At 66.5% G+C, this 24,797-nt stretch carries 18 protein-coding genes; 4 read left to right on the plus strand and 14 right to left on the minus strand.

The window, feature by feature from the left end:
* Window positions 1-422: 422 nt before the first annotated feature.
* Genes AC1DHX_RS08395 through AC1DHX_RS08405 form a run of 3 tightly spaced genes read right to left on the minus strand, consistent with a single transcriptional unit; the run spans window position 423 to window position 8,024 of the window.
* Window positions 423-4,148, minus strand: coding sequence for a 1,4-alpha-glucan branching enzyme (locus AC1DHX_RS08395; protein WP_476899940.1), 3,726 nt, complete (start codon window positions 4,146-4,148; stop codon window positions 423-425).
* Window position 4,149: 1 nt separating this feature from the next.
* The gene (gene treS, locus AC1DHX_RS08400) at window positions 4,150-5,946 is read right to left on the minus strand and encodes a maltose alpha-D-glucosyltransferase (protein ID WP_018774200.1); all 1,797 of its coding nucleotides are present in this window, start codon (window positions 5,944-5,946) and stop codon (window positions 4,150-4,152) included.
* Between the two features lie 5 nt (window positions 5,947-5,951).
* Window positions 5,952-8,024: an alpha-1,4-glucan--maltose-1-phosphate maltosyltransferase gene (locus AC1DHX_RS08405; protein WP_476860385.1), complete on the minus strand. Its 2,073-nt coding sequence runs from the start codon at window positions 8,022-8,024 to the stop codon at window positions 5,952-5,954.
* A 151-nt stretch (window positions 8,025-8,175) separates the two neighbouring features.
* Between AC1DHX_RS08405 and glgP the strand changes: the two genes are divergently transcribed.
* Complete coding sequence (glgP, locus tag AC1DHX_RS08410; RefSeq protein WP_476899941.1) at window positions 8,176-10,794, plus strand: alpha-glucan family phosphorylase; 2,619 nt, start codon at window positions 8,176-8,178, stop codon at window positions 10,792-10,794.
* Window positions 10,795-10,839: 45 nt separating this feature from the next.
* On the opposite strand, the gene AC1DHX_RS08415 is transcribed toward glgP, so the two are convergent.
* Together AC1DHX_RS08415 and glgX are read right to left on the minus strand one after the other, a co-directional pair.
* Window positions 10,840-11,196, minus strand: a complete 357-nt coding sequence (locus AC1DHX_RS08415) for a barstar family protein (protein WP_476899942.1) — start codon at window positions 11,194-11,196, stop codon at window positions 10,840-10,842.
* A 22-nt stretch (window positions 11,197-11,218) separates the two neighbouring features.
* Window positions 11,219-13,333 carry a glycogen debranching protein GlgX gene (glgX, locus tag AC1DHX_RS08420; RefSeq protein WP_476850585.1) on the minus strand — a complete coding sequence of 705 codons (2,115 nt, stop codon included), beginning with the start codon at window positions 13,331-13,333 and terminating at the stop codon, window positions 11,219-11,221.
* Window positions 13,334-13,448: 115 nt separating this feature from the next.
* Between glgX and AC1DHX_RS08425 the strand changes: the two genes are divergently transcribed.
* The gene (locus AC1DHX_RS08425) at window positions 13,449-14,252 is read left to right on the plus strand and encodes a carbon-nitrogen hydrolase family protein (protein ID WP_476860386.1); all 804 of its coding nucleotides are present in this window, start codon (window positions 13,449-13,451) and stop codon (window positions 14,250-14,252) included.
* Between the two features lie 577 nt (window positions 14,253-14,829).
* Here AC1DHX_RS08425 and rlmB read toward each other — a convergent pair.
* The 6 genes from rlmB to AC1DHX_RS08455 all read right to left on the minus strand — a co-directional run bounded on the left by rlmB (window position 14,830) and on the right by AC1DHX_RS08455 (window position 19,984).
* Complete coding sequence (gene rlmB / locus AC1DHX_RS08430) at window positions 14,830-15,831, minus strand: 23S rRNA (guanosine(2251)-2'-O)-methyltransferase RlmB (protein ID WP_476899943.1); 1,002 nt, start codon at window positions 15,829-15,831, stop codon at window positions 14,830-14,832.
* Between the two features lie 134 nt (window positions 15,832-15,965).
* Window positions 15,966-17,414, minus strand: a complete 1,449-nt coding sequence (gene cysS / locus AC1DHX_RS08435; protein WP_476899944.1) for a cysteine--tRNA ligase — start codon at window positions 17,412-17,414, stop codon at window positions 15,966-15,968.
* Window positions 17,415-17,506: 92 nt separating this feature from the next.
* The gene (locus tag AC1DHX_RS08440) at window positions 17,507-17,866 is read right to left on the minus strand and encodes a hypothetical protein (protein ID WP_476858133.1); all 360 of its coding nucleotides are present in this window, start codon (window positions 17,864-17,866) and stop codon (window positions 17,507-17,509) included.
* Window positions 17,867-17,972: 106 nt separating this feature from the next.
* On the minus strand, window positions 17,973-18,491 hold the full coding sequence (gene ispF / locus AC1DHX_RS08445; protein WP_476899945.1) for a 2-C-methyl-D-erythritol 2,4-cyclodiphosphate synthase: 519 nt from the start codon (window positions 18,489-18,491) through the stop codon (window positions 17,973-17,975).
* Window positions 18,488-19,333 carry a 2-C-methyl-D-erythritol 4-phosphate cytidylyltransferase gene (gene ispD, locus AC1DHX_RS08450; RefSeq protein ID WP_476858135.1) on the minus strand — a complete coding sequence of 282 codons (846 nt, stop codon included), beginning with the start codon at window positions 19,331-19,333 and terminating at the stop codon, window positions 18,488-18,490. The genes ispF and ispD overlap by 4 nt, the downstream gene beginning before the upstream one ends.
* Window positions 19,334-19,501: 168 nt before the next feature.
* Window positions 19,502-19,984 carry a CarD family transcriptional regulator gene (locus AC1DHX_RS08455; RefSeq protein WP_026266570.1) on the minus strand — a complete coding sequence of 161 codons (483 nt, stop codon included), beginning with the start codon at window positions 19,982-19,984 and terminating at the stop codon, window positions 19,502-19,504.
* Between the two features lie 326 nt (window positions 19,985-20,310).
* On the opposite strand from AC1DHX_RS08455, the gene AC1DHX_RS08460 reads away from it, so the two are divergent.
* Entirely contained in the window at window positions 20,311-20,880 is a 570-nt protein-coding gene (locus AC1DHX_RS08460) for a hypothetical protein (protein ID WP_223915304.1), read from the plus strand.
* Window positions 20,881-21,022: 142 nt separating this feature from the next.
* Here AC1DHX_RS08460 and AC1DHX_RS08465 read toward each other — a convergent pair whose 3' ends face one another.
* Entirely contained in the window at window positions 21,023-21,703 is a 681-nt protein-coding gene (locus AC1DHX_RS08465; RefSeq protein ID WP_476899946.1) for a response regulator, read from the minus strand.
* Complete coding sequence (locus AC1DHX_RS08470; RefSeq protein ID WP_476899956.1) at window positions 21,700-22,932, minus strand: sensor histidine kinase; 1,233 nt, start codon at window positions 22,930-22,932, stop codon at window positions 21,700-21,702. Before AC1DHX_RS08470 ends, AC1DHX_RS08465 begins: the two co-directional genes overlap by 4 nt.
* Before the next feature lie 207 nt (window positions 22,933-23,139).
* On the opposite strand from AC1DHX_RS08470, the gene phoU reads away from it, so the two are divergent.
* Window positions 23,140-23,802 carry a phosphate signaling complex protein PhoU gene (phoU, locus tag AC1DHX_RS08475; protein ID WP_476899947.1) on the plus strand — a complete coding sequence of 221 codons (663 nt, stop codon included), beginning with the start codon at window positions 23,140-23,142 and terminating at the stop codon, window positions 23,800-23,802.
* 166 nt (window positions 23,803-23,968) lie between these two features.
* On the opposite strand, the gene AC1DHX_RS08480 is transcribed toward phoU, so the two are convergent.
* Entirely contained in the window at window positions 23,969-24,715 is a 747-nt protein-coding gene (locus tag AC1DHX_RS08480; RefSeq protein WP_230009468.1) for a phosphoglyceromutase, read from the minus strand.
* Window positions 24,716-24,797 lie beyond the last annotated feature (82 nt).

Consider the following 24,797-nt stretch of genomic DNA (forward strand, 5'->3'; position numbering starts at 1 on the left):
TGAAACCAGCCAAATAACACCAGACCACACCACGGGGTGGCGGGCCCGGCAAATTCAACCAATTCAATACAATAAATTGGTATCAACAAACTTGGCACACTATTGAGTTCTCAAACAACAGACACACCCGGCACCACCACAACCAACAAACAGTCAAGGATCGCTCCGGAGCAACTTTTCAAACTTACCCGGCCGCTTCACCCTAGTCAAATCGGCGATCCAGACTCATTCTTGCCATAGGCTTCTGGGTCTTGGTGGCCGTTCAACTCCGGGGAGCAGCGCGGAAATAAACTCTACCACCACTTGGACCGGCTGACAAAGCGGCACCGAAGACGGTGCAGAAAAGCCCGGAATCACGGGGATTCCGGGCCTCTCGCAAACACTTCCCTACGCGCGCCAGGTCTGCTGTCCGGGCGCTGCGCCTAGCCCAGCGGCTTGAAGTACGCGGCCCCTAGCGGAGGCAGGGTGACGGTGAGCATGGCCGGCTGTCCATCCAGGCCGTCTTTCGTCGCGGTCAGGGTTCCGGTGTTCTCCACCCCGGAACCGCCATAGCTGGCGGCGTCGGTGTTGAGCACTTCCTGCCACTCGCCGGCGGCCGGGACGCCGAGGAGGTAGTCCGTGTGCGGCCCGCCGGAGAAGTTCACGGCGCAGACCAGCGGGTTGCCGTCGGCGTCACGGCGGATGAACGTCAGCACATTGCGGTCCGAATCTCCCCCATTGATCCACTGGAACCCTTCGGGCTGGTTGTCCCGCTCGTACAGTGCCGGCGTGGAACGGTAGAGCTCGTTGAGGTCCTTGGTCAGGAGCTGCATGCCATTGTGTGCCGGGATGTCCGCGAGCCACCAGTCCAGGCCGTACTGCTCCGACCACTCCGCTTCCTGGCCGAATTCGGTGCCCATGAAGATCAGCTGCTTGCCCGGGTGGGCCCACTGATATCCCAGGAATGCGCGCAGGTTTGCCAACTGCTGCCACCGGTCACCGGGCATTTTGCGCAGCATGGAGCCCTTGCCGTGCACAACTTCATCGTGGCTGATGGGCAGCAGGAAGTTTTCCGTGAAGGCGTAGACCATCGAGAACGTGATGGTGCCGTGGTGCCACCGGCGGTTGTACGGGTCCTCGGCCATGTATTTGAGCGAGTCGTGCATCCAGCCCATGTTCCATTTGAGGCCGAAGCCCAGGCCGCCGCCGCTCGTGGGCGCCGTGACGCCCGGGAATGCGGTGGATTCTTCGGCAATCATGACCGCGCCGGGGTGGGTTTTGTAGACCGTGGCGTTGACCTCCTGGAGGAATGAGATCGCTTCCAGGTTTTCGCGGCCGCCAAAACGGTTTGGCTGCCACTGACCCTCTTCGCGGGAGTAGTCGAGGTAGAGCATGGAGGCGACGGCGTCCACGCGGAGCCCGTCGATGTGGAACTCATCGAGCCAGTACAGGGCGTTGGCCACCAGGAAGTTACGCACCTCCCTGCGGCCGAAGTCGAAGATCAGCGTTCCCCAGTCCGGGTGTTCGCCCAGGTTCGGATCGGCGTGCTCGTACAGTGCTTCGCCATCGAACCGGGCCAGGGCCCACTCGTCCTTGGGAAAGTGCGCCGGGACCCAGTCGAGGAGGACGCCGATGCCGGCTTGGTGGAGTTCGTCAACGAGGTGGCGGAATTCGTCCGGGTGCCCGAAGCGCGAGGTCGGCGCGAAGTACGAGGTGACCTGGTAGCCCCACGAGCCGCCGAAGGGGTGCTCGGCCACAGGCATGAACTCCACGTGGGTGAAGCCGAGCCATTTGACGTATTCCACGAGTTCCTTGGCCAGTTCGCGGTAGCCCAGCCCCACCTTCCAGGAACCGAGGTGGACCTCGTAGACGCTCATGGCCGAGTTGTGCGGATCGCGGGCGGCGCGGGCCTGCATCCACTCGGCATCCTTGAAGACGTAAGAGGGCTCCACCACCCGGGATGCCGTCAGCGGCGGGACTTCGGTGCCGAAGGCCAGCGGGTCCGCTTTTTCCACCCAGTATCCGTGCCGGGTCCTGAGTTCAAATTTGTAGCACGCCCCTGCTACAACCCCGGGAATGAAGACTTCCCACACACCGGTGGAACCGAGGGAGCGCATGGAGTGTTCGCGGCCGTCCCAGCCGTTGAAGTCGCCCTTGACGCGCACTGCCTGGGCGTTCGGGGCCCAGACGGCGAAGGACACGCCGTCGACGTCGCCAAGCGAGGACTTGTAGTGCTGCACGTGCGCGCCGAGGACATCCCACAGACGCTCGTGCCGGCCCTCACCGATCAGGTGCAGGTCTACTTCGCCGACGGTTGGCAGGTAGCGGTAGGGGTCGTCCATGACCTGGGGCTCGTGGTCCTTGTAGGTCACCTCGAGCCGGTAATCCGGCACATGGCCGCGCTCGAGCGGCTCCATCACGGCCACCCATACGCCGCTCGATTCGTGCGTCATGGGCGTCGAACCTGCCGACGTCACGACCGAGACCGCTTCCGCCAGGTGCTTGACCGTCCGGATGGTGACATGGCCGTGGTCATCGAGATGGGCGCCGAGGACCGAGTGGGGCGCGTGGTGTTCGCCGCTGGAGACCCTTGCAAGGGTCTCGCCATCCACGGGCAGTGGTGTGCCGGGCCGATCGATACGTGCTGATCCTGTCATTTTTATACCTTCCGCTGCGGCTTCGGCGGCGACGCCGGAACCTGTACTGCCGAGGAGACGACGCGATGCGTTCACCGGGATGGAGAGCCAGTCCGGCCTGTTCCTTAGTTCGTAGATGACTTCGTAGAGGGCTYTGTCGAGCCACAGCGCCACAAAGAGCGGCGAGTCGCGGTCGATGCTGCCGGGAATGACGTCGGCGTAGCCGGCCAGGAAGGCCTCAGCGCAGTCATCCACCCAGGTCCCGGGCACCACGGCTCCGGGGTTTTCGCGGACCGCGGCTCCGGCGGCGTAGTCGAAGGACCGCAGCATGCCGACAACGTCGCGAAGGGCGACGTCCGGGAAGTTGCGCTCGGAGATGGGGCGCAGGGGCTCGCCCTCGAAGTCGAGGATGGCCCAGCGCGGGGGGCCCCCCGGCTCGCCCGGGACCATGCTGCCGGGCACCTGCAGGATCTGCCCGAGGTGGAGGTCGCCATGGATACGCTGGAGCGGGCCTGCGCTGGTGCCCTCGAGCCGGCCGAGGAGACCGTTCAGCGCTTCTTCGTAAGGCCCGACGGCCTGGCCGGCCTGGGCCCAGGACTGACGGACGCGCTCGGCTACTCCCGGCGCGATGTCCTGCCCCGGCGCGGATTCGGCGGCTGTGCCCAGGGCCTCGGCGAGCCGGCGGTGCACGGTGGCCGTGGCCGCGCCCAGCGCGTGGGCTTCTGCAGCGAACCCGATCCCCCGGCTGGCCGCGTCCACGGCGAGCCGCCACGCATCGAGTCCGCCGGCGAGGAATTCGTGCGCCACAGCCAGCTCACCGGAGGCGGGACGGACAGTGGCCGGACGGCGGGCATCTGACGGCTCCGCCCCTGCTGCGGCCGCCGGCACCTCCCACTCGCCAGCCACCCAGCCAAGGGTTGCCGGGACCTCCGCGGTGTGTCCCGCAGTCAGCGCCGCACCGATTTCAACCTCGGGATTCTGCCCTTCGGACAGCACCCGGAAGAACTTCACGATGGCGACTGTGCCGCCGTCCTCGTCGTCGACGATCACCGAGCTGTTCGATTGCTCGCCCGAGAGGACCTTGACCTTGCCTGTTGCGAACGGCAGGCGGTAGCCGGACTCCACCAGGTGGCCGGTGGCGTTGCCCGACGGCGTCGTTGCGCCGTGCCGCATGAGCTCCAGCCAGGCGGCGACGAAGGAGGCGTCGTGGACGCCGTCGTACACCCACTGGTGGGCGGCATCAGCGCGGGTGCCGGGAAGTTCGCCGATCAGCGCGCGTTCTGCCCCCGGCAGGGGTTCTGGCCGGAAACTGAGCGGCACCTGGACGACGTCGGTGCGGCTGCCGCCGGGCGTGGGGTAGGACACCGCGACCAGCAACACCTCGAACGTGGCCCCGCCGGCGGCGGTCTCAAGGCGCAGGCCGCCCGCCGGTTCGAAGGTGAACTCGGCGGTCTTGACAGGGAACCATCGCTGGCGCGGGAGCCAGGCGCCAAGCAGTCCGCTCAAGGCCGGGGCAAGGGCTGGTCGCGTCATCTCAACCCTCGATGGACAGGACGGGCATCGCCTGTGTGAACGGGGATGCCGGGTTGGAGGCGGCGGAACGGATCCGCAACCAGAAGAAATCGTGGCTGCCCAAGGTCAGCGTCAGCGTTCCGTCATCGCCGATGGCCGGGAAGGCCTGGCCGCCGAAGACGTCCCGGAGGCCGCGGCCGGCGAAGTTCGGCACCCGCAACGTGGCAGCCACGGGGTGCTGTGAGAGGTTGAAGGCGCACAGGATGGTCTCGGCGTCCTCACCGGCGGCGTTGCCTTCCGGGAGCTCACGCAGGTAAGCGAGGACGACGTCGTGGTCAGCCTCCACATGCTTGAATCCGCCGAGCCCGAAGGCGGGGTGGTTCTTGCGGACGCTCAGGATCTGGCGGGTCCAGCGCAGCAGGGACCCCGAATGTGCGGCCTCGGCCTCCACGTTCGCCATGCTGTAGTTGTAGACCAGCGACTGGATCACCGGCAGGTACAGCTTGCCCGGGTCGGCACTGGAGAACCCGGCGTTCCGGTCCGGGTTCCACTGCATCGGGGTGCGGACCGCGTCACGGTCCTCGAGCCAGATGTTGTCCCCCATGCCGATCTCGTCCCCGTAGTACAGGAACGGGCTGCCCGGCAGGGACAGCAGCAGGGCGTTGATCAGCTCGATCTCGGAGCGGGAGTTATCCAGCAGCGGGGCCAGCCGGCGCCGGATGCCGATGTTGGCGCGCATGCGCGGATCCGGCGCGTACCAGCCGAGCATCGCGGCGCGTTCGTCGGAGGTGACCATTTCCAGCGTCAGTTCGTCGTGGTTGCGCAGGAACGTGCCCCACTGGGCACCTTCGGGAATGTCCGGCGTGTCCTTCATCGTCTCGATGATGGGGGACGCCTTCTGGTCCCGCAGCGCGTAGTACAGCCGCGGCATGATCGGGAAGTGGAACGCCATGTGGCATTCCGGTTCCTCTTCGGTGCCGAAATACTCCACCACTTCGGCGGGCGGCTGGTTGGCCTCGGCAATGATCACGCGGCCCGGGTAGCTTTCATCGACCATCCGGCGCAGCTGGCGGAGGAATTCGTGGGTCTGCGGCAGGTTCTCGCAGTTGGTGCCCTCCTCCTCGAACAGGTACGGGATGGCGTCCGCCCGGAAGCCGTCGATGCCCTGGTCCAGCCAGAACCGCACGACGTCGAAGAGCGCGTCAATGACCTTGGGGTTCTCGAAGTTCAGGTCGGGCTGGTGGCTGAAGAACCGGTGCCAGAAGAACTGCCTGCGGATGGGGTCGAAGGTCCAGTTGGATTCCTCCGTGTCCACGAAGATGATGCGGGCGTCTTCGTACTTCTCGTCCGTGTCGCTCCACACGTAGAAGTCGCCGAAGGGACCATCCGGGTCCTTGCGTGACTCCTGGAACCACGGATGCTGGTCGGAGGTGTGGTTCAGCGGAAGGTCGATGATCACCCGGACGCCCCGGGCATGGGCCTCGGCCACGAGCCGTTTGAAGTCGCTGATGGTGCCGAACTCGTCCAGCACGGAGTTGTAGTCCGAGATGTCGTAGCCGCCGTCGCGCAGCGGTGACTGGAAGAAGGGCGGGAGCCACAGGCAGTCCACCCCCAGCCACTGCAGGTAGTCCAGTTTCTCGATCAGGCCGTGGAAGTCGCCCGAGCCGTCTCCGTTGCCGTCGGCGAAGCCCCGGACGAGCACCTCGTAGAAGACCGCCTTGCGGTACCAGAGGGGATCGTGCTGGAGGCCCGGGGCATTCAATTCAAAGCTCCCCCTCGGGCTGAAGTGCTGGCTCGGGTTCTGCGGGCTAAAACTCACTGGCACTACCTCCGGATGCTAAGAATGTGAACGGGCTCGACGTGCGGGTCCAGGCGGACGTAGTTGTACTCCCCCCATTCCCAACTCTCGCCGGTCAGCAGGTCATCAACCATGAAACGGCCGTTGTGCGTGAAGTTCTCCGGGTCCAGTTCCAGCGCCGGCAGGTCCAGGGAGACCGTGCTCTCCCGGGTGCCGTGCGGGTCCACGTTGACGACGATGATCAGGGTGTCTTTGGTCCCGTCCGCGAGGGTCTTGTGCTTGGAGAACACCACGGTGGAGCTGTCCGAGCTCTGGTGCACCGTCAGGTTCTGCAGATCCCCCAGGGCCGGGTGCGCGCGCCGGATCCCGTTGAGCCGGGTCAGGTACGGGGCCAGGGTGCGCCCCGATTCTGCCGCCGCGTCCCAGTCGCGGGCCTTGTACTCAAACTTCTCGTTGTCGATGTACTCCTCGGCGCCCGGGCGCGCCACGTGTTCGTAGAGCTCAAAGCCGGCGTACACGCCCCAGATGGGGCTTGCCGTCGCGGCCAGGGCGGCACGGATCTTGAAGGCCGCCGGGCCGCCGAACTGCAGGTATTCGGTGAGGATGTCCGGGGTGTTGACGAAGAAGTTCGGCCGGAAGTAGGCCGCCGACTCGTGGCTGACCTCCTGGAAGTACGTCTCCAATTCTTCCTTGGTGTTCCGCCAGGTGAAGTAGGTGTAGGACTGCTGGAAGCCTGCCCGGCCAAGAGCGTGCATCATGGCCGGGCGGGTGAACGCCTCGGCGAGGAAGACGACGTCGGGGTGCTTCTTATTGACCTTGCCGATCAGCCATTCCCAGAACCAGACGGGTTTGGTGTGCGGATTGTCCACCCGGAACACTTTGACGCCGTGGCTGACCCAGAGCATCACAATCCTTAGAATTTCGTTGGACAGCCCCGCGGGGTCGTTGTCGAAATTCAGCGGGAAAATGTCCTGGTATTTCTTTGGCGGATTCTCCGCGTAGGCAATAGTGCCGTCGACGCGCGTGGTGAACCATTCCGGGTGGCTTTGCACCCACGGGTGGTCGGGCGCGGCCTGCAGGGCCAGGTCCAGGGCCACCTCGAGTCCCAGCTCACCGGCCCGTGCCACGAAGGCGTCGAAGTCCTCGAAGGTGCCCAGATCCGGGTGGATGGCGTCGTGGCCGCCCTCGTGGGATCCGATGGCCCACGGCGAACCGGGATCGTGCGGTCCGGCGATCAAGGTGTTGTTCGGCCCCTTGCGGTGCTGGCCGCCGATCGGGTGGATCGGCGGCATGTAGATGATGTCAAAGCCCATGGCGGCGACGGCGTCGAGGCGCTGCGCGGCGGTGCGGAAGTTGCCGGAGGTCCATTCCCCCGTGTCGTGGTTGCGCACGGCACCTTCGGAGCGGGGGAAGAATTCGTACCAGGCGCCGGCTCCGGCAAGCGTTCGCTCCACCAGCAGCGGGTAGGGCTCGGAAACCGTCACAAGTTCGCGGATGGGCTGGCGTTCGACGACGGCGGCGACGTCGGCGCCGAAGCCGGCGGCGAGGCGTTCCTCGGGTGTCCGGGACGTATCTGAGAGGACGACGACGGCCATCCGCAGCGTTCTGCGGTCACCGGAGGGGCGGGAGGCGTCTTCGGAGGCTTCGGCCAGCAGGGCGGCACCTTCGGACAGCATGAGCTCGACGTCGATGCCGGCCTCCACCTTGACCTCGGCGTTGTGGTGCCAGGTGCCGTAGCGGTCGTGCCAGGCCTCGATGACGAAGGACCAGTTGCCAGTGGCGGGCGGGGTCAGGAGGCCTTCCCAGCGGTCCGTGCCCATTCCCCGGGGTCCGCTCGGCGGGGCGAGGCGGACCCGCTGCCGCTCTTTGCCGCGTGGGTCGAGCAGGACGGCGCTGACCCCGAGCTGGTCGTGTCCCTCCCGGAACGCGGTGGCTCCCACGACAATGGTTTGGCCCTCGACCGCTTTGGCGGGAAACTTTCCGCCCTCCACCGAAGGCTGCACGGCGGTGATCGGAAAGCGGCCAAATCGAAGGCCATCCGTGATCAGGGCCTTGGGCTTTTGCTTGGACACGGCGCTGGTTCGCGAGTTATTCGTCACAGCCTCGACGTTATCTACAAAACGGCCAGAATGCTAAGGCCTCGAACGTTTTCCGGAGGTTTCTGGTTCTGGTCGGAGTGATATCCGTCATTTACGGGAAAGAATCTTAAAGCAGTTCCGGGGCAACGACTTGTCCGTTAGTGTTTCGCTGGTGAAGGYAATCCGCAGATTTACCGTCCGAACCGTACTCCCGGAGTCGATCCGGCCGCTGGCCCGGCTCGCCACCAATCTCCGGTGGTCCTGGCATCCGCCCACCCGGGAGCTTTTCGAGGGGCTCAACCCCGGGGTCTGGGCGGAGAGCGCCCACGACCCCGTGACTTTCCTGGGCCTGGTCAGCCGGGAAGAGCTGCAGCGCCTCGCCGCGGACCAGGACGTGGTGCGGCGCGTCCACGCCGCGGCCGATGACCTCGACCAGTACCTGGAACAGCCGCGCTGGTACCAGAGCCTGGGCGACGGCGCGCCGGCATGCATCGCCTATTTCTCGCCGGAGTTCGGCATCACCGAGGTCCTGCCCCAGTACTCGGGCGGCCTTGGCATCCTGGCCGGGGACCACCTGAAGGCGGCCTCGGACCTTGGCGTGCCGCTGATCGGCGTCGGACTCCTGTACCAGGCCGGCTACTTTAAGCAGTCGCTCTCCCGGGACGCCTGGCAGCAGGAAACGTACCCGGTCCTCGACCCCGACGGGCTGCCCCTGACGCTCCTGCGCGAGGCCTCCCCGGACGGCAACGGCAAACCGGTCCAGATCTCCCTGCCGCTTCCCCAGGGCCGGCGCCTGCTGGCGCACGTGTGGCGGGCCGACGTCGGACGTGTGCCGCTGCTGCTGCTGGATTCCAACGTTCCGGGCAACGACGAGGCTGCCCGCGGCATCACCGACCGCCTGTACGGCGGCGGCGGAGACCACCGGCTGCAGCAGGAGCTCCTGCTGGGCATGGGCGGGGTCAAGGCGCTGCGGGAGTTCCAGCGGCTCACGGGTGTCCCCGCGCCGGAAGTCTTCCACACCAACGAGGGCCACGCCGGGTTCCTCGGCGTCGAGCGGATCCAGGAATTGATGTCCGGCACGGCGCCGCTGAGCTGGGAGGAGGCCCTGGCCGCCGGGCGGGCGTCCACGGTGTTCACCACCCACACGCCGGTGCCGGCGGGGATCGACCGCTTCGAAATCTCCCAGATTCAGCACTTCTTCGAAGCCGGCCTCGCCCCGGACGTCCCGGTGGCCAAGATCCTGGACCTGGGCCGCGAGGACTTCGCCGACGGCAACCCGTTCGTGTTCAACATGGCCGTGATGGGGCTGCGGCTGGCCCAGCGGGCCAACGGTGTGGCCAAACTGCACGGCGTGGTCTCGCGCGGGATGTTCTCCGCCCTCTGGCCGGGCTTCGACCACTCCGAAATCCCCATCACCTCCGTCACCAACGGCGTGCACGTCCCCACCTGGGTGGACCCCCGCATCGCCGCGCTGGCGCGGGACCACTTCGGTGCCGAGGCGGAGGCGCAGGGCCGGTGGGACCTGGCCTACAACGTCACCGACGAGGACCTCTGGGCGTTGCGGCGCGAGATGCGGGTGTCTCTGGTCGAGGATGTCCGGCGCCGGCTCCGGGCCGCGTGGAAGAAGCGCGGCGCGGCCGACGCCGAGCTGGCGTGGACGGACTCCGTCCTGGACCCGGACGTCCTGACCATCGGCTTTGCCCGCCGCGTGCCGACCTACAAGCGGCTGACCCTGATGCTGCGCGACCCGGAACGGCTCAAGGCGCTGCTGCTGCACAAGACGCACCCCATTCAGCTGGTCATCGCAGGGAAGTCCCACCCGGCGGACGATGCCGGCAAGAAGATGATCCAGGACCTCGTCCGGTTCACCGACGACCCCGCCGTGCGGCACCGGATCGCGTTCCTGCCCAACTACGACATCGCCATGGCCCGGACCCTGTTCCCCGGCTGTGATGTGTGGCTGAACAACCCGCTGCGCCCCTTGGAGGCCTGCGGTACCTCCGGCATGAAGGCTGCCCTGAACGGTTCGCTGAACCTCTCGGTCATGGACGGCTGGTGGGATGAGATGTACGACGGCGAGAACGGCTGGGCGATCCCGACCGCCAACAACGACGCCTCCCCGGAGGAACGCGACGACATCGAGGCGGCGGCTCTGTACGAGCTGCTCGAAACGCAGGTGGCGCCGCGGTTCTACGGGCTGACCGTATCCGACGCCGCGGGCGCTGCCGGACCGTCCCAGCCCGGCCCGCAGGCCGTGCCTACGCACTGGGTTTCGATGATCAAGCACACCATGTCCCACCTGGGCCCGGCGGTTTCCGCGGAACGGATGCTCCGGGACTACGTCAACGTCCTGTACCGGCCCGCCGCGATCGCAGGGCGCCACGCTGTGGCGGACAACTACGCCCAGGCCAAGGCCCTGGCGGCATGGAGCTCACGGGTCCGGGCCGCATGGCCGCACATCCAGGTCGAACACGTCGACTCGGTGGGGGTCTCCGAGGACCCGCAGATCGGCGATCTGCTGCAGGTAAATGCATACGTGGCGCTGCGTGAGCTCTCACCGGACGACGTCTATGTTGAGGTGGCCTACGGCCGGGCCGAGGACACCGACGAGCTGACGGACATCACGGTCGCGGAGCTCAAGGCCGCCGAAGACCTCGGCAAGGGCCGGCACCTCTTCAGCGGCACGCTGGTGATCGACCGTTCGGGGTCCTTCGGCTACACCGTGCGTGTGCTCCCCAAGAACGATGCCCTGGCCTCCAAAGCGGAGCTGGGCCTGATCGTCAACGCCTGACCGTCACCGCGGCCTGACCGTCACCGCGTGGCGTGCTAGCTCTCTTTAGAGGCAGACGGCGATGACGTCCAGGCTCTTGCCGGCGTAGCCTTCGGCGTCCTGCAGCGTTTCGCAGATGACGCCGAAGGAGCGGTCCGCGCGGAGCGCGGCGGGCACCTGCCAGATGAACGTCACGGGGGCCTCGCCGTCGTCCGTCACGRCATCCGCGACGTCGTGCAGCGAATCGTGCAGGGCATCCAGGTCTGTGCCGTAGTCCTCGGGGACGTCCAGGAGCTCGCCGAACGTGTCCAGGACCGCCTGCTTGGTGTCGGCGGCGGGGACCACCAGGGCGCGCCGGCCGGCGTCGCCGATTTGCGCCGTGAGTTCTTCGATGGTCCAGGTCTCTGCCGAGTAAATCTTCATGGGGTCCTTAATCTCGAATTATTTAGGTGCGGTAGATATTGATCGTGTTGGCCTGGACGAGGTCGCGCTCACCGGAGGCGACGCGGGCGCCCTGACGCCGGTCATGGAGTTCGGACGTCGTCACGCGGAGTTCGAAGAGCCGGTGCCCGGTGCCGTCCTCGTTGCTCAGCCGTGGCAAGGTGACCTTGACGTCGTCGGCGCCGCCGTTGACCACCACGAGGCCGTCGACGTGCCCGTCGTCGGACCCGAGCAGGAGCTGGATCACCCGGTGGCCGGGGTCATGCCACGTGTCGGCGGACATGGGCCGGCCGTCCACATCGAACCAGTGGAAGTAGGACTGGTTGTCACGCGCCGGGTAATCATGCGGCTGGCTGGCCAGAAACTCCTTGCGCAGCCGGATGACGCGCTTGGTGGTGCGCAGCATCGCATGGGATTCCGTGGTGCTGGTCCAGTCGATCCAGGTCAGTGCATTGTCCTGGCAGTAGGCGTTGTTGTTCCCCTGCTGGGTCCGGCAGATCTCGTCCCCGGCGGTGATCATGGGTACGCCCTGGGAAATCATCAGGCAGGCCATCAGGTTCCGCCTGCTTTGGGCGCGCCGGGCGAGGATCTCGCCGTCTTCAGTGGGGCCCTCGAAGCCGTGGTTGTAGCTGCGGTTATCGCCRTGGCCGTCCCGGTTCTGCTCGCCGTTGGCCTCGTTGTGCTTGCGGTCGTAGGCCGTCAGGTCGGCCAGGGTGAAGCCGTCGTGGGCCGTGATCAGGTTCAGCGAGGCAAGCCGGGACCGGCCCGAGGACTCGAACAGCCGGGCGGAACCAGAGAGGGCGTCCGCGAGGCGGGCCACCGGGCCGCCGCTACCACCGCCGTCGATCGCGGCGCGGTCGGCGAGCCAGAAGCTGCGGACGGCGTCGCGGAAATGATCGTTCCAGTCCACCCACCCGGCGGGAAACCGGCCGGTCTGCCAGCCGCCGTAGCCCACGTCCCAGGGTTCGGAAATCAGCTTGACGCCGGACAGGACCGGATCGGCTCCGACGGCGACGAGGAAGGGGTGCCGCGGATCGAATTCGTTGGCGCTGTTACGGCACAGCGTGACGGCGAGGTCGAAGCGGAACCCGTCGATGTGGAACTCGCTCACCCAGTAGCGCAGGGAATCCAGCACCAGCTGTACGACGCGGGGTTCGCCGAAGTTCAGGCTGTTGCCGCAGCCGGTCGTGTCCACGTACCTGCCGTGGCCGTCGTTGCGGTAGTACTGCATCTCGCCCAGGCCGCGGAAGCTCAGGGTGGGACCGTCCGTGCCGCCCTCGGCGGTGTGGTTGTACACGACGTCGAGGATGACCTCGAGCCCGGCGGCATGCAGCAACTTGACCATGCCCTTGAACTCGTCCTGGACCGCGTGGGCGCCGGCGGCCTGGGCGGCCTCGGTGGCGTAGCCGGGATGAGGGGCGAAGAACGCCGCCGTGTTGTAGCCCCAGTAATTCGTTAACCCGAGCTGCTGCAGGTGCGGCTCGTCCACGTGGAAATGCACGGGCAGGAGCTGGACCGCCGTGACACCCAGCGAGATCAGGTGCTCGATCATGGCCGGGTGGGCCATCCCGGCATACGTCCCCTGCAGGTCCTCCGGAATGTCCGGGTGCAGCTTCGTCTGGCCCCGGACGTGGGCCTCGTAGACGATCGTGTTGCGCCACGGGACCCGCGGGCTGCGGTCCAGACCCCAGTCGAAATCGTTGCCGACCCGGACGCTGGTGATCAGCCCCTCGCGTTCGTCGACGGCCCGGCCGTAGGGGTCCATCAGCAACGGCTGCTCGCCGACGGCATCGAAATTCGTGGCGGGCATGGACAGCGGGAGGGCCTCGTGTTCCGGGGAGGACCGGAAGCCATAGCGCGAGCCGGCGGGAATGCCCTCAACAATTCCGTGGTGGACGCCGTCGGTGACGTTGGGCAGTGTCTTCACCTGCCAGGTTCCCCCGGGCGCCTGATATTCGATCTCCAGCGTGGTTACGCCGGGCGCGTAGACGGCCACGTTGGCGAACGCGCCCCGGGGATCGTCCACTGCCGGCGACCCGGTATGTGGAACGCTGATCCCCAGCGGAAACGCCCGCGAAGCGTCTACGGTGGAAGCGGTATCTATGTAAGACATAACCATTGCTTAAAGCTTAGCCGGGCCAGACAAATGGCCCCCGTTTTCGTTTTCATGACGTTTTGCAGTGTACGGACCGCCGCACTGCATACTGTAATGGAGCGCCGAGTTGGAGGTAATTGTGCGCGTTGCACTAGCCCAAATCATTACCGGCCGTGACGTGGCCGCGAACCTGGACCTCGTGGACGCCTACGCGCGCCAGGCCAAGGCCGGCGGCGCGGACCTGGTGGTGTTCCCGGAAGCCACCATGCGGGCCTTCGGCAATTCGCTCCTGGATATCGCCGAGCCGCTGGACGGCCCGTGGGCATCCCGCGTCCGCGCCCTCGCCGCGGAGCTCGGCGTCGTGATCGTCGCCGGCATGTTCACTCCCGGCACCGCCGCAGACGGCGCCAAGGTGCGCAACACCCTGCTGGTCACCGGCCGCGGCCTCGAGGCCAGCTACGACAAGATCCACCTGTTCGATGCTTTCGGTTTCGCCGAGTCGGACACGGTCGACGCCGGCACCTCCCCCGTCACCTTCGAGCTCGACGGCGTGACGTTTGGCCTCGCCACGTGCTACGACGTCCGCTTCCCGGACCTGTTCACGGAAAACGCGGACCGCGGCGCCGACGTCAACATTGTGTGCGCCTCCTGGGGCTCGGGCCCCGGCAAGGCCGAGCAGTGGAAGCTCCTGGCCCGAGCCCGCGCCCTGGACTCCACCACCCTGGTCCTCGCCTGCGGCCAGGGCGACCCCGCCAGCGTGGGTCACCCGGTCAAGGGTTCCGCCCCCACCGGCGTCGGGCACTCCGTGGTGGTCTCCCCCATGGGCGACGTCCTCGAAGAACTCGACGGCGTCCCCGGCCTGCTGTTCGCCGACCTCGACACCGCCGCCGTCCAGGAAGCCCGCACCAAACTCCCCGTCCTGGCCAACCGCCACAAGTTCTAGGCCGTCTGTTCCCCAAAAGCTTCACGCTGTGGTCACCCCTGCTCTGGTCACCCGCCGCGTGCAACGGCGTCTTGCCGTCGCTTAGACACCTCCCGACGCTTCCTCCGGCCGCGGGCGGCCTCCGAAAGCTCTGGTCGGCGATGCGCTCCTTAGCAAGACACCGCCGCCCGCTCGATATTGGGTCACCAACCGCCGGGCTGCTTGAAAGAGACGCTCCCTCACGTTTCGCACGTTAAACGGAAGCGCTCCCCCACATAAAGTGAGGGAGCGCTTAGCCGCTTACCGCGAAAGGTGAGGGACCGTTTGCCATCAACCCGCACAAGGTGAGGGAGCGTCAGAGACGGGACCGGAGTTTTGCTAAGGAGCGCATCGCCGACCGGAACCGAGTAAGGCCGCTAGCGGCCGCACGAGGTGCAGGGAGGTGTCTAAGCGACGGCAAAACTCCGGTTCCGTCCTACCCAGCCACGACTGCGGCGACGGCAAGACTACGGTTCCGGCGGAACCCAGCCACAACTCAGGTGACCGCGGAACCCAACCCCCGACTCCGGCGACGGCGAAACCGGCCCCGAACGCAGGACTACTTAGCGGCGCGCTGGCGGGAGATTTCGTAGAGGGAGATGCCGACGGCCATGGAGGCGTTGAGCGATTCCATGGCGGAGTYGATCGGGATGGAGACGATCTGGTCGCAGTTTTCGCGGACCAGGCGGCTCAGGCCCTTGCCCTCGGAACCGACGACGATGCACACCGGTTCGGTGGCCAGGGTGAGCTCGGGCAGCGAGACGTCGCCGTCACCGTCGAGCCCCAGGACGTAGATCCCCATGTTCTTGAACGCCTTGAGCGTGTTGTTCAGGTTGGCCGCGCGGGCGACCGGGACGCGGACGGCTGCACCGGCGCTGGTCTTCCAGGCCGAGGCGGTGACGCCCACGGAGCGGCGCTCCGGGACGACGACGCCGTGGCCGCTGAAAGCCGAGACGGAGCGGRTGATCGCGCCGAGGTTTCGGGGATCGGTGATGCCGTCGAGCGCGACGAAGAGCGGGGCGTTGGCTACGTGGCCCTTCTTCCAGGCCGCGAGGGTTTCTTCGGCGAGCTCGTACGCGTCCTGGTATTCGTACGGCGGGATCTGCAGCACGAGGCCTTGGTGGATGGCGTCGTCGGTCATCCGGTCGAGCTCGGGCTTGCCGGTTTCCATCAGCGGGATGCCGCGTTCGGCGGCCAGCTTCAGGGATTCCTTGACGCGGTCGTCCATTTCGATGCGGACGGCGACGTGCAGGGCCTTGGCCGGGATGCCGGCGCGCAGGGCTTCGACCACGGAGTTGCGGCCGGTGACGACCTCTTCGGTGGCGCGGCCCTTGGGACCGGAGCGTCCGGTGCGGGCGGCGGCGCTGGTAGTGCGGCTTCCGCTGGCGCGCTTGGCCTCGGAGCGTTCGGCGAGCTGCTTGTTCTTGAACGCCTTGTGGTAGGGGCGGTCCTCCGCCTTCGGCGTGGGGCCCTTGCCCTCAAGTGCCTTGCGGCCGTGACCGCCGGTTCCGACGGAGGGGCCCTTCTTCAATTTGACCGAGCGGCGACCGTTGTTGGCCATGAGTTTCACCCTTTAAATACGCGATTCGTTGATAAGTCTGACCTCCAGTCTACTGACTCGAGTAAAATCCACGATTTCGGGGTGGCCCGGAGGGAACGACGACGGCCCACTTCACCGGCCGCCGTCAACGGGGTTCAGCCGCGCTTCAGGCTCCAGCTCGCCCCGTCCGGGCCGTCCTCGACGACGACGCCGGCTGCGGCCAGGGTGTCCCGGATGGCGTCGGACGCTGCCCAGTCTTTGGCGGCCCGGGCGTGGGCGCGCGCCTCCAGCTGAGCCTCGACCAGGACGCCAAGGGCGGAGTTGRCTTGTTCGTCGGCCGCAGGCGTTGCGGTGGCGTTGAGGCCGAGGACGTCCAGCATGGCGGTGACGCTGGCCAGCGCCTGACCCGCGGCGTCGAGGTCGCCTTCGGTGAGAGCCGTGTTGCCGGCGCGGACGGTGTCGTGCAGGACAGCGAGGGCCTGCGGGACGTTGAGGTCATCGTCCATAGCCACCCCAAAAGCTTCCGGGACAGAACCAGCGGATGCCTCCGGTCCCGGGTCGGGCAGGACCCGGCTTGCGCGGCTGAGGAAGCCGTCGATCCGCTCGACGGCGGCGGCCGCTTCCTGCAGGGACGTCGGCTGGTAGTCCAGGACCGAGCGGTACTGCGCCTGCCCGAGGTAGTACCGGACAACGCGCGGCGGGGCGATCTCGAGCATTTCCGTCGGGCTCACGGTGTTGCCGATGGACTTGGACATCTTCTCGCCGGCGTAGGTGACCATCCCGTTGTGCATCCAGAAGTTGGCGAAGCCGTGGCCTGCCGCCTGTGACTGCGCCATTTCGTTTTCGTGGTGCGGGAAGCGCAGGTCCAGGCCGCCGCCGTGGATGTCGAACTCGGTGCCGAGGTATTTGGTGACCATCGCGGAGCATTCGAGGTGCCAGCCCGGGCGGCCGGCGCCCCACGGCGAAGACCAGCTCGCCGTCGTCGGCTCCCCGTCCTTGTAGCCCTTCCACAGCGCGAAGTCGCGGGGGTCCTTCTTGCCGCGGGGGTCCGCGTCAGGGGCGCCCTGCATGTCGTCGAGCTTCTGCCGCGTCAGCGAGCCGTACTTGGACCAGGAACGTACATCGAAGTAGACGTCGCCGGAGTCGTCCAGGGCCGGGTAGGCGTGGCCGCGGTCGATCAGCTGCTGGATGAGGGTGTGCATTTCCGGGATGTGGCCGGTGGCGCGGGGCTCATAGGTGGGGCGGGAGACACCCAGGGTGTCATAGGCCTTGAGGAATTCCTGCTCGTAGCGGTAGGCCAGGGCCCACCATTCCTCGTTGCGGAGGGCTCCGGGCTCGTCTTCAAAGTCTGCGCCGAACGAGGCGGCTGACTTGGCAAGGATCTTGTCGTCGATGTCGGTGACGTTGCGGACTGCCGTCACCCGGAAGCCGCGGTACTGCAACCAGYGGGTCAGCTGGTCGAACGCGATGGCCGAGCGGATGTGGCCGACGTGTGGCATGCCCTGGACGGTGGCTCCGCAGTAGTACAGGCTCACCTTGCCAGGTACCAGGGGGACGAAGTCGCGGACTTCGGCGGATGCAGTGTCGTAAAAGCGCAGGGTCACCGCTCCAGATTAGCCGATGGCGCTCCGGGGCCCGACCCGCGGCTTTGCCGGCACGGCGCAGGCCGGCAGGCAGGGACGGCCGGTGCGGCGACCTACTTGCAGTATTGCCCGATCTTGTTGATCTGCTCCGTGAGCTGGGCCGTCTGTTGGTCGGTCTTGGTTCCCGTAGGGCTCGCCGCAACCTGCTTCATGATCTCGGCCATCTGCTGGATCGGGGCGCCCACCTCCGGCGCTACCTTGTCCGCAACCTCCTGGTAGTGCTGGCCAATCTGCCCTGCCTGCTCCTTAGCGCTCCCGGAGGGCACGAAGGTGTCGGTGTTGAGGAACTTACAGCTTTCCTCGACACTGAGCTTCGGAGTGGCGCTAGGCGTTTGGGGCGCTGTCGTGGAGGCGGCACAGCCGCTCAGCATGGCCCCTGCCACGAGTACGACGGCGGTCAGCAGCTTCTTCACGGCAGGTCTCCTGGCAGTTCGGAACGGGTGTCTCGCTTGGGTCTTCCCTCAAGCGTAGGGGACCGGGGCCGGCGGTGCTTAACCAGCGGCGCCCAACCGGCGGTGCTTAGCCTGCCGGATACACGAGCGCTGTTGCCACGGCCGAGATCCCCTCGCCGCGGCCGGTGAACCCGAGCCCGTCGCTCGTGGTGGCTGTGACGCTCACCGGCGCCGCGGCAGCGGCGCTGAGGACCTGCTGGGATTCCTCCCGCCGCGGGCCGAACTTTGGCCGGTTGGCCACGAACTGGACGGCGATGTTGCCGATTTCGAATCCGTGGGCGCGAACAATCCGGGCGGCCTCGGCCAGCAGGGTCACGCCGGGTGCTCCGGCATATTCGGGCCGGTCCGTACCGAAGTGCGTGCCCAGATCCCCGATCCCGCRGGCCGAGAAGAGCGCGTCGGCGGCGGCGTGGGCCACGGGGTCGCCGTCTGAATGGCCGGACAGACCCCGTTCCCCCTCCCAGAAGAGGCCGCCGAGCCACAGCGGCTGCGGCTCGTCCTCGGCGGCGAAGGCATGGACATCGATGCCGATCCCGGTTCGGGGAATGACCGGGGGAACGACTGGCGGGTTGGTGGACATGCTCATCCCTCCACCCAGCGCAAGCCCAGTGGTCCTTCGAGAAGGCCTTCTGCCAGGATCAGGTCCAGGGGCGTGGTGATCTTCAGGGACTGGCTGGCGCCGCGTACCGCGTGGACCGGGACCCCGATGAGCTCCACGAGCATCGCGTCGTCCGTGACGAGGGCGGCCTGGCCGGCGTCGAACCCGGAGGCAGCTTCGTGGGCGCGCTTGAGGGTACTCAGGGCGAATCCCTGCGGTGTCTGCACGGCGCGGAGCGATTCCCGGGGCGCTGTCCCGGTGACCAGTTCGGGGGCCACCGCGGCGCCGTCGCCGGTGGTCGGTTCGACGGTCTTGACGGTGTCGACGACCGGTATCACCGGAATGACGGCCGAGGCACCGGCGCCGAGCGCCGCTGCCACGCGGTGAAAGACGGCTTCCGGCGTCAGCGCCCGGGCGGCGTCGTGGACCAGCACCGATTCGATATTGGGCAGGAGGGCCGCCATCGCTGCGCGGACTGAATCGGCGCGGTCCGCACCGCCGTCGACGACCGTCACCACGGGAGCCCGGACGCCGGAGCCCGACGCCGCGCCGGAGTGTCCGGCCGCAAGCTCCTGTGTGAAGGCCTGGCACAGCGCCCGCAACTCGGTGTCGCCCGGGGGGAGCGCAATGCAGATCTGCTGTGCGATCCCGGCAGCCGCCACACCGCGGAGGGCGTGGGTGAGGATGGTGTCCCCGCCGAGAGGGACTTTTGCTTTCGGCATGCCGTAGCCCAGGCGTTGGCCGGAGCCGGCGGCTACAACTATGACCGCTGTGGCGGGACCGGGCTGTGACGTATTCGCCTGTGACGTATTCGTCGGTGCAGTATCCATGGGCACAAGACTACGTCCCCGCGCCTCGGACCGGGGCGCTCAAAGGGACCACAACCGATAGCGCAACGGAGGGGGCGGCCGCTGAAAAAGGGCAAAAAGAAGCCCCGGCGGCTGACGCCACCGGGGTTCGATTCTTATCTGCGCCGGCCCTGCTGGGCCGGCCCTGTGCTAGGAAGCCAGGACCTCGTCGAGAACGCTTGCAGCCTTCTCTTCATCAGTCTTCTCAGCCAGTGCCAGTTCCGAAATCAGGATCTGACGGGCCTTGGCCAGCATGCGCTTCTCTCCCGCGGAGAGACCCCGGTCGTGATCACGGCGCCAGAGGTCGCGGACGACCTCGGCTACCTTGATGACGTCACCGGAAGCAAGCTTTTCCAGGTTTGCCTTGTAGCGACGCGACCAGTTGGTGGGTTCTTCAGTGAACTCGGCCCGCAGCACGTCGAACACGTGCTCCAAGCCTTCCTTGCCCACTACGTCCCGAACCCCTACCAGGTCAACGTTTTCTGCTGGAACTTCAATGGTCAGATCACCCTGAGCCACCTTGAGCTTGAGATACATCTTCTCTTCGCCCTTGACAGTGCGCATCTTGATTTCTTCAATTTTGGCTGCACCGTGGTGAGGGTAAACTACTGTCTCGCCGACCTCAAAAACCATGTGGACATTCCCCTTTCCCGCAGACCAGTTTATCACGATTAAGGCATACAACTGGCATCAAAAGGTGCCGGGAACCGCATGAATCCGGGGAAAATGGCCGTAATCCGCCCCCTCAAACCCCTTGACGAATGCGGATAATAGTGCCTGCGGCCCTAACTGCCAAGAGGTTTCCGTCCCCCGYCGAGCCGGGTCCCGCCGCCGGTGACGCACGCTTGGCCGCGCTTGTGTGTAGTCGCCGAATCCTTGTTTGCGGCCGTTTGCGGCTAGGCTATGGCTGAATAATGTTTCAAGACTCTCAAGGAGTGCGTGACGTGCGTTTCACTGCGATGAACCGGGGCCAGCGCGGCAAGCTGGCAATGGCAACGGCTGCACTTGGCATCGGCCTGTTGTCCCTGACCGGCTGCGGCTACATCAACGCCCAGCAGACCACGGAGCAGTACGCGGCCTCGGACGGAACCCGGACTGATCTCGGTGCGCTGCAGCTGCGCAACTTCATCATCGTCTCCGATGGCGAGGACAAGCCGGGCCGCGTGATCGGCGCCGTGTACAACACCTCCTCCAATGACGTGGTGCTGACCATCAAGGGTGCGGAGGGATCGCAGACCCAGGTTCCGGTCAAGAAGAACTCCTACACCATGCTCAACGACTCCACCGACGCCGCGATCCTGAACCCGGCCGGCGCCAAGCCGGGCGCCGTCCTCGATGTCACCATCTCCGAGAACGGCACCAACAAGGAAGCCAAGTTCACGGTTCCGGTTATGGACGGCACAATCGTCGACTACAAGTCGTACCTGCCGACGCCGGCGCCCACCGAGTCCGGCACGGCCACCTCGACGGAGACGGCTACGCCGACCGAGACGGCCACGCCGACGCCGAGCAGCACGGCCGGCCACTAGCTTCAACGGCTGGACCTATTGCAAAAGGAGGGGCACCTGCAGGTGCCCCTCCTTTTGTGTGTCCCCTGATGTTCAACTGCGCCGGACGTCCAGCAGTCCGGCGGCCCGGCAGCAGCGGCCGCCGGGCTGCCTCTTCCGATCTTTAGGGCTCGAACTTGTAGCCCAGCCCCCGGACGGTGATCAGGTACCGCGGCGCGGACGCATCCGGCTCGATCTTGCTGCGCAGCCGCTYGACGTGGACGTCGAGGGTCTTGGTGTCCCCCACGTAGTCGGAGCCCCAGACCCTGTCGATCAGCTGCCCGCGGGTCAGGACCCGGCCGGAGTTCCGCAGCAGCATTTCCAGCAGCTCGAACTCCTTGAGCGGCAAGGCGATCTGCTCGCCCCCGACGCTGACCACGTGGCGTTCAATGTCCATCCGGACAGGACCGGCCTGCACTGTGGTGGAGACAAGTTCCTCCGGCTCGCTCTGGCGCCGCAGGACGGCCCGGACCCGGGCCACGAGTTCCCGCGAGGAGTAGGGCTTGGTGACATAGTCGTCGGCGCCCAGTTCGAGCCCCACCACCTTGTCGATTTCAGAGTCCTTGGCCGTCAGCATGATCACGGGCACCCCGGAGCGTTGCCGGAGTTGGCGGCAGACCTCCGTGCCGGACTGGCCAGGCAGTTGCAGGTCCAGGAGCACGAGGTCGGCGCCGTTGCGGTCGAATTCGGTGATGGCGTCCAGTCCGTTGTCCACCACCTCCACTTCGAAGCCTTCTTTACCCAACAGGTAGGACAGGGGGTCGCTGAAGGACTCCTCGTCCTCGACAATCAGAATCCTGCTCAAGCGGTAGCTCCTTGCTCATGGACGCCTGCGGCGTCACGTCGTTGCGGTCTGGGGTCCCGACTGGAAGTTTGGGCTGCCGGCTTGCCCGCCTCGGGGGCGTCGCCGTCGTCCTGCCCTTCTATCTCGGGAAGTCGAATGGTGAATGTGGAACCCTGGCCGAGCCGGGACCACAGGGTCACCTCGCCGCCGTGGTTGGAAATGACGTGCTTGACGATGCTCAAGCCAAGCCCGGTGCCGCCGGTCTGCCGCGAGCGGGCAGCATCCACGCGGTAGAAGCGCTCAAAGACGCGCTCCTGGTCCTCGGCGCTGAGCCCATCGCCCTGGTCCGTCACCGAGACCGCCACGAGACCATCCTTGGCCCGGATGCCCACGCCCACCTTGGTGTTCTCCGGCGAGTAGCGGATGGCGTTATCGATCAGGTTGCGCAGGGCGGTCACGAGAAGGTCCTGGTCGCCGTAGACCAGGGCATCGGCGTGCCCGCCGACCACCAGCTGGATGTTCTTGCTCTCGGCCGGCAGCACGGAGCGGTCCACGGCCTCGCTGACCACAAGGTTGATGTCCACCGGGCGGCCCTGCTGCGCGACGTTGGCGCCCTGGAGCCGGGAGAGTTCAATGATGTCCTGGACAAGCGCCGCAAGCCGTGTCGATTCCTTGTGCATGCGCTTGGCGAACCGCTTCACCGCCTCGGGGTCGTCAGCGGACGACTCGAGTGCCTCGGCCAGGAGGGAGATCGCCCCGACCGGTGTCTTCAGTTCGTGGGAGACGTTCGCGACGAAGTCGTTGCGGACTTCCTCGGTGCGGGTGAACTCTGTCCGGTCATCGGCCAGCAGGAGGACATATTCCTCCGTGATGACGGCGGCCCGGACCTGGACAACGATCGTGCCCWGGCCGAGCGGGCCGCGCGGCAGTTCCAGCTGCTGTTCGAGGATGACCCCGTCCCGCCGCACCTTGGCCGTCAGTTCCAGCAGCTGCTGGTGCACCACCGTGTGCCCGCGGACCAGGCCGTAGGCGTAGGCGGCGGGGCTGGCGCGGACCACGCCGTCGATCGCATCCACCACCACGAACGCGCGGCCGAGGACGGCGAGCACTTCCGCGGCCCCCTCGGGCAACGAGGGGTCATCGACGTCGACGTCGGCAATATGCCGCTGCTGCTCACTGACCCGGAACGCGAGTACGCCGAACATGCCAAACGAGAGGCCGATCAGGCCGGCGATCACGCCGATGAGCATTGGATCCACGGCTCCAGCTTATGCTCTGCCACGTGACCGAAGCCGAAATCTCCTGCGATTCGGGCAGCGGTTCAGCTAACGTTCACCTATTGGGGCGTAACAGTTCACCGGACACTGAAAGAGTTGACAGTTGGAGCGCCGGTAGGTGAACCGAAATAGGCCCGCCACTTCGATTGCAGGCAATATTTCCGAGGAAAGGACGCACACGTGCGTAAGGTTTTTCAGGAGGRGCTCGCCCAGGTAAGGGAACAGCTCGTCGAGATCTCAGCGCTGGTCACAGAGGCCATCGACAAGGCCACGACAGCTTTCCAGGGCGCCGATATCGACCTCGCCGAGGACGTGATTGCCGCCGATGCCCGCATCGACTTCCTGCAGAACAGCCTCGACGAGCGGGCCATCGACATCCTCGCCCTCCAGGGCCCGGTGGCGAGCGATCTGCGCATGCTGGTTGGTTCGCTCCGGATGAGCGCCTCGCTCGAACGCATGGGCGACCTCGCCCGGCACCTGGCCCAGCTGGCGCGTCTGCGCTATCCGGCGTCAGTGGTCCCGGACCAGCTGCGGGAGACCTTCAAGGCTTTCGCGGAACAGGACCTGCTGATCGCCCAGAAGCTCACGGAGCTGCTGGCAACCCGCGACCTCGGCGTGGCCCGGGAGATCATGAAGGCCAACGGCGCCGTCAATGACCTTCACCTGAGCGTTTTCCAGGCGATCGCCCGCAGCGACTGGCAGGAGTCGCCGGCCACCACGGTGGACGTTGCCCTGGCCAGCCGCTACTTCGAGCGCTTCGCGGATCACGGCGTCTCCGTGGCCCAGAAGGTCACGTACCTGGTGACGGGCGCGTGGCAGCCGAGCACGATCGAGCACAACTGACTCCGGCCAACTGCGGCTGACTCAACCGCAGTTACAACGGCGCCGGTACAACGGCGCTGATAGCACCGCGCTGATACGAACGACGGCGTCCGGTCACCTTGGGGGTGGCCGGACGCCGTCGTTTGTGCGCTGTGCCTTACTTAGTGCCTGCCCGGGCGGGGGCCGGTTACTTCTTGCCCTGGTTGGCGACTGCCTTGATGGCCTCGGCGGCGGCCTCGGGATCGAGGTAGGTGCCGCCCGGGTTCAGCGGCTTGAAGTTCTCATCCAGTTCGTAGACCAGCGGGATGCCGGTGGGGATGTTCAGGCTGGCGATGTCCTCGTCGCTGATCCCGTCAAGGTGCTTGACGAGGGCGCGGAGCGAGTTGCCGTGGGCGGTGACCAGGACGGTCTTACCGGCCCTGAGGTCTTCCTTGATGTCTGATTCCCAGTACGGCATGAGCCGGATCAGGACATCCTTGAGGCATTCGGTGCGCGGGACGGCGTCGCCGAGGTCCGCGTAGCGCGGGTCCCCCACCTGGGAGAACTCGGAATCGTCAGCCAGGGGCGGCGGCGGGGTGTCGTAGGACCGGCGCCACAGCATGAACTGCTCCTCGCCGAATTCGGCGAGGGTCTGGGCCTTGTCCTTGCCCTGCAGCGCGCCGTAGTGGCGCTCGTTGAGCCGCCAGTCGCGCTTGACGTCGATCCAGCCGCGGTCGGCCTTTTCCAGTGCCATGTTCGCCGTGTTGATGGCCCGCTTCAACCGCGAGGTGTAGAGGATGTCGGGGAGGATGTTGTTCTCCACGAGCAGCTCGCCGCCGCGGACCGCCTCGGCACGGCCCTGGTCATTGAGGTCAACGTCCACCCAGCCGGTGAACAGGTTCTTGGCATTCCAGTCGCTGTGGCCGTGGCGCAGCAGAATCAGCTTGTAAGTCATGGTTTTCATCCTAGCCGAGCGGTTGGCGGCGGTGCCGAGCGTTACACCGCGCGCGTTTCAGAGCGTGCCTCACCTTCTGCTT

Source organism: Arthrobacter sp. 05N33_2 (genome assembly GCF_056397425.1).

Coding starts and splice junctions, on each gene's coding strand:
- ispD (WP_476858135.1), bottom strand. CDS start 19,333: ATGGATACTGCACCGACGAATACGTCACAGGCGAATACGTCACAGCCC.
- AC1DHX_RS08455 (WP_026266570.1), bottom strand. CDS start 19,984: ATGGTTTTTGAGGTCGGCGAGACAGTAGTTTACCCTCACCACGGTGCA.
- AC1DHX_RS08460 (WP_223915304.1), top strand. CDS start 20,311: ATGAACCGGGGCCAGCGCGGCAAGCTGGCAATGGCAACGGCTGCACTT.
- AC1DHX_RS08480 (WP_230009468.1), bottom strand. CDS start 24,715: ATGACTTACAAGCTGATTCTGCTGCGCCACGGCCACAGCGACTGGAAT.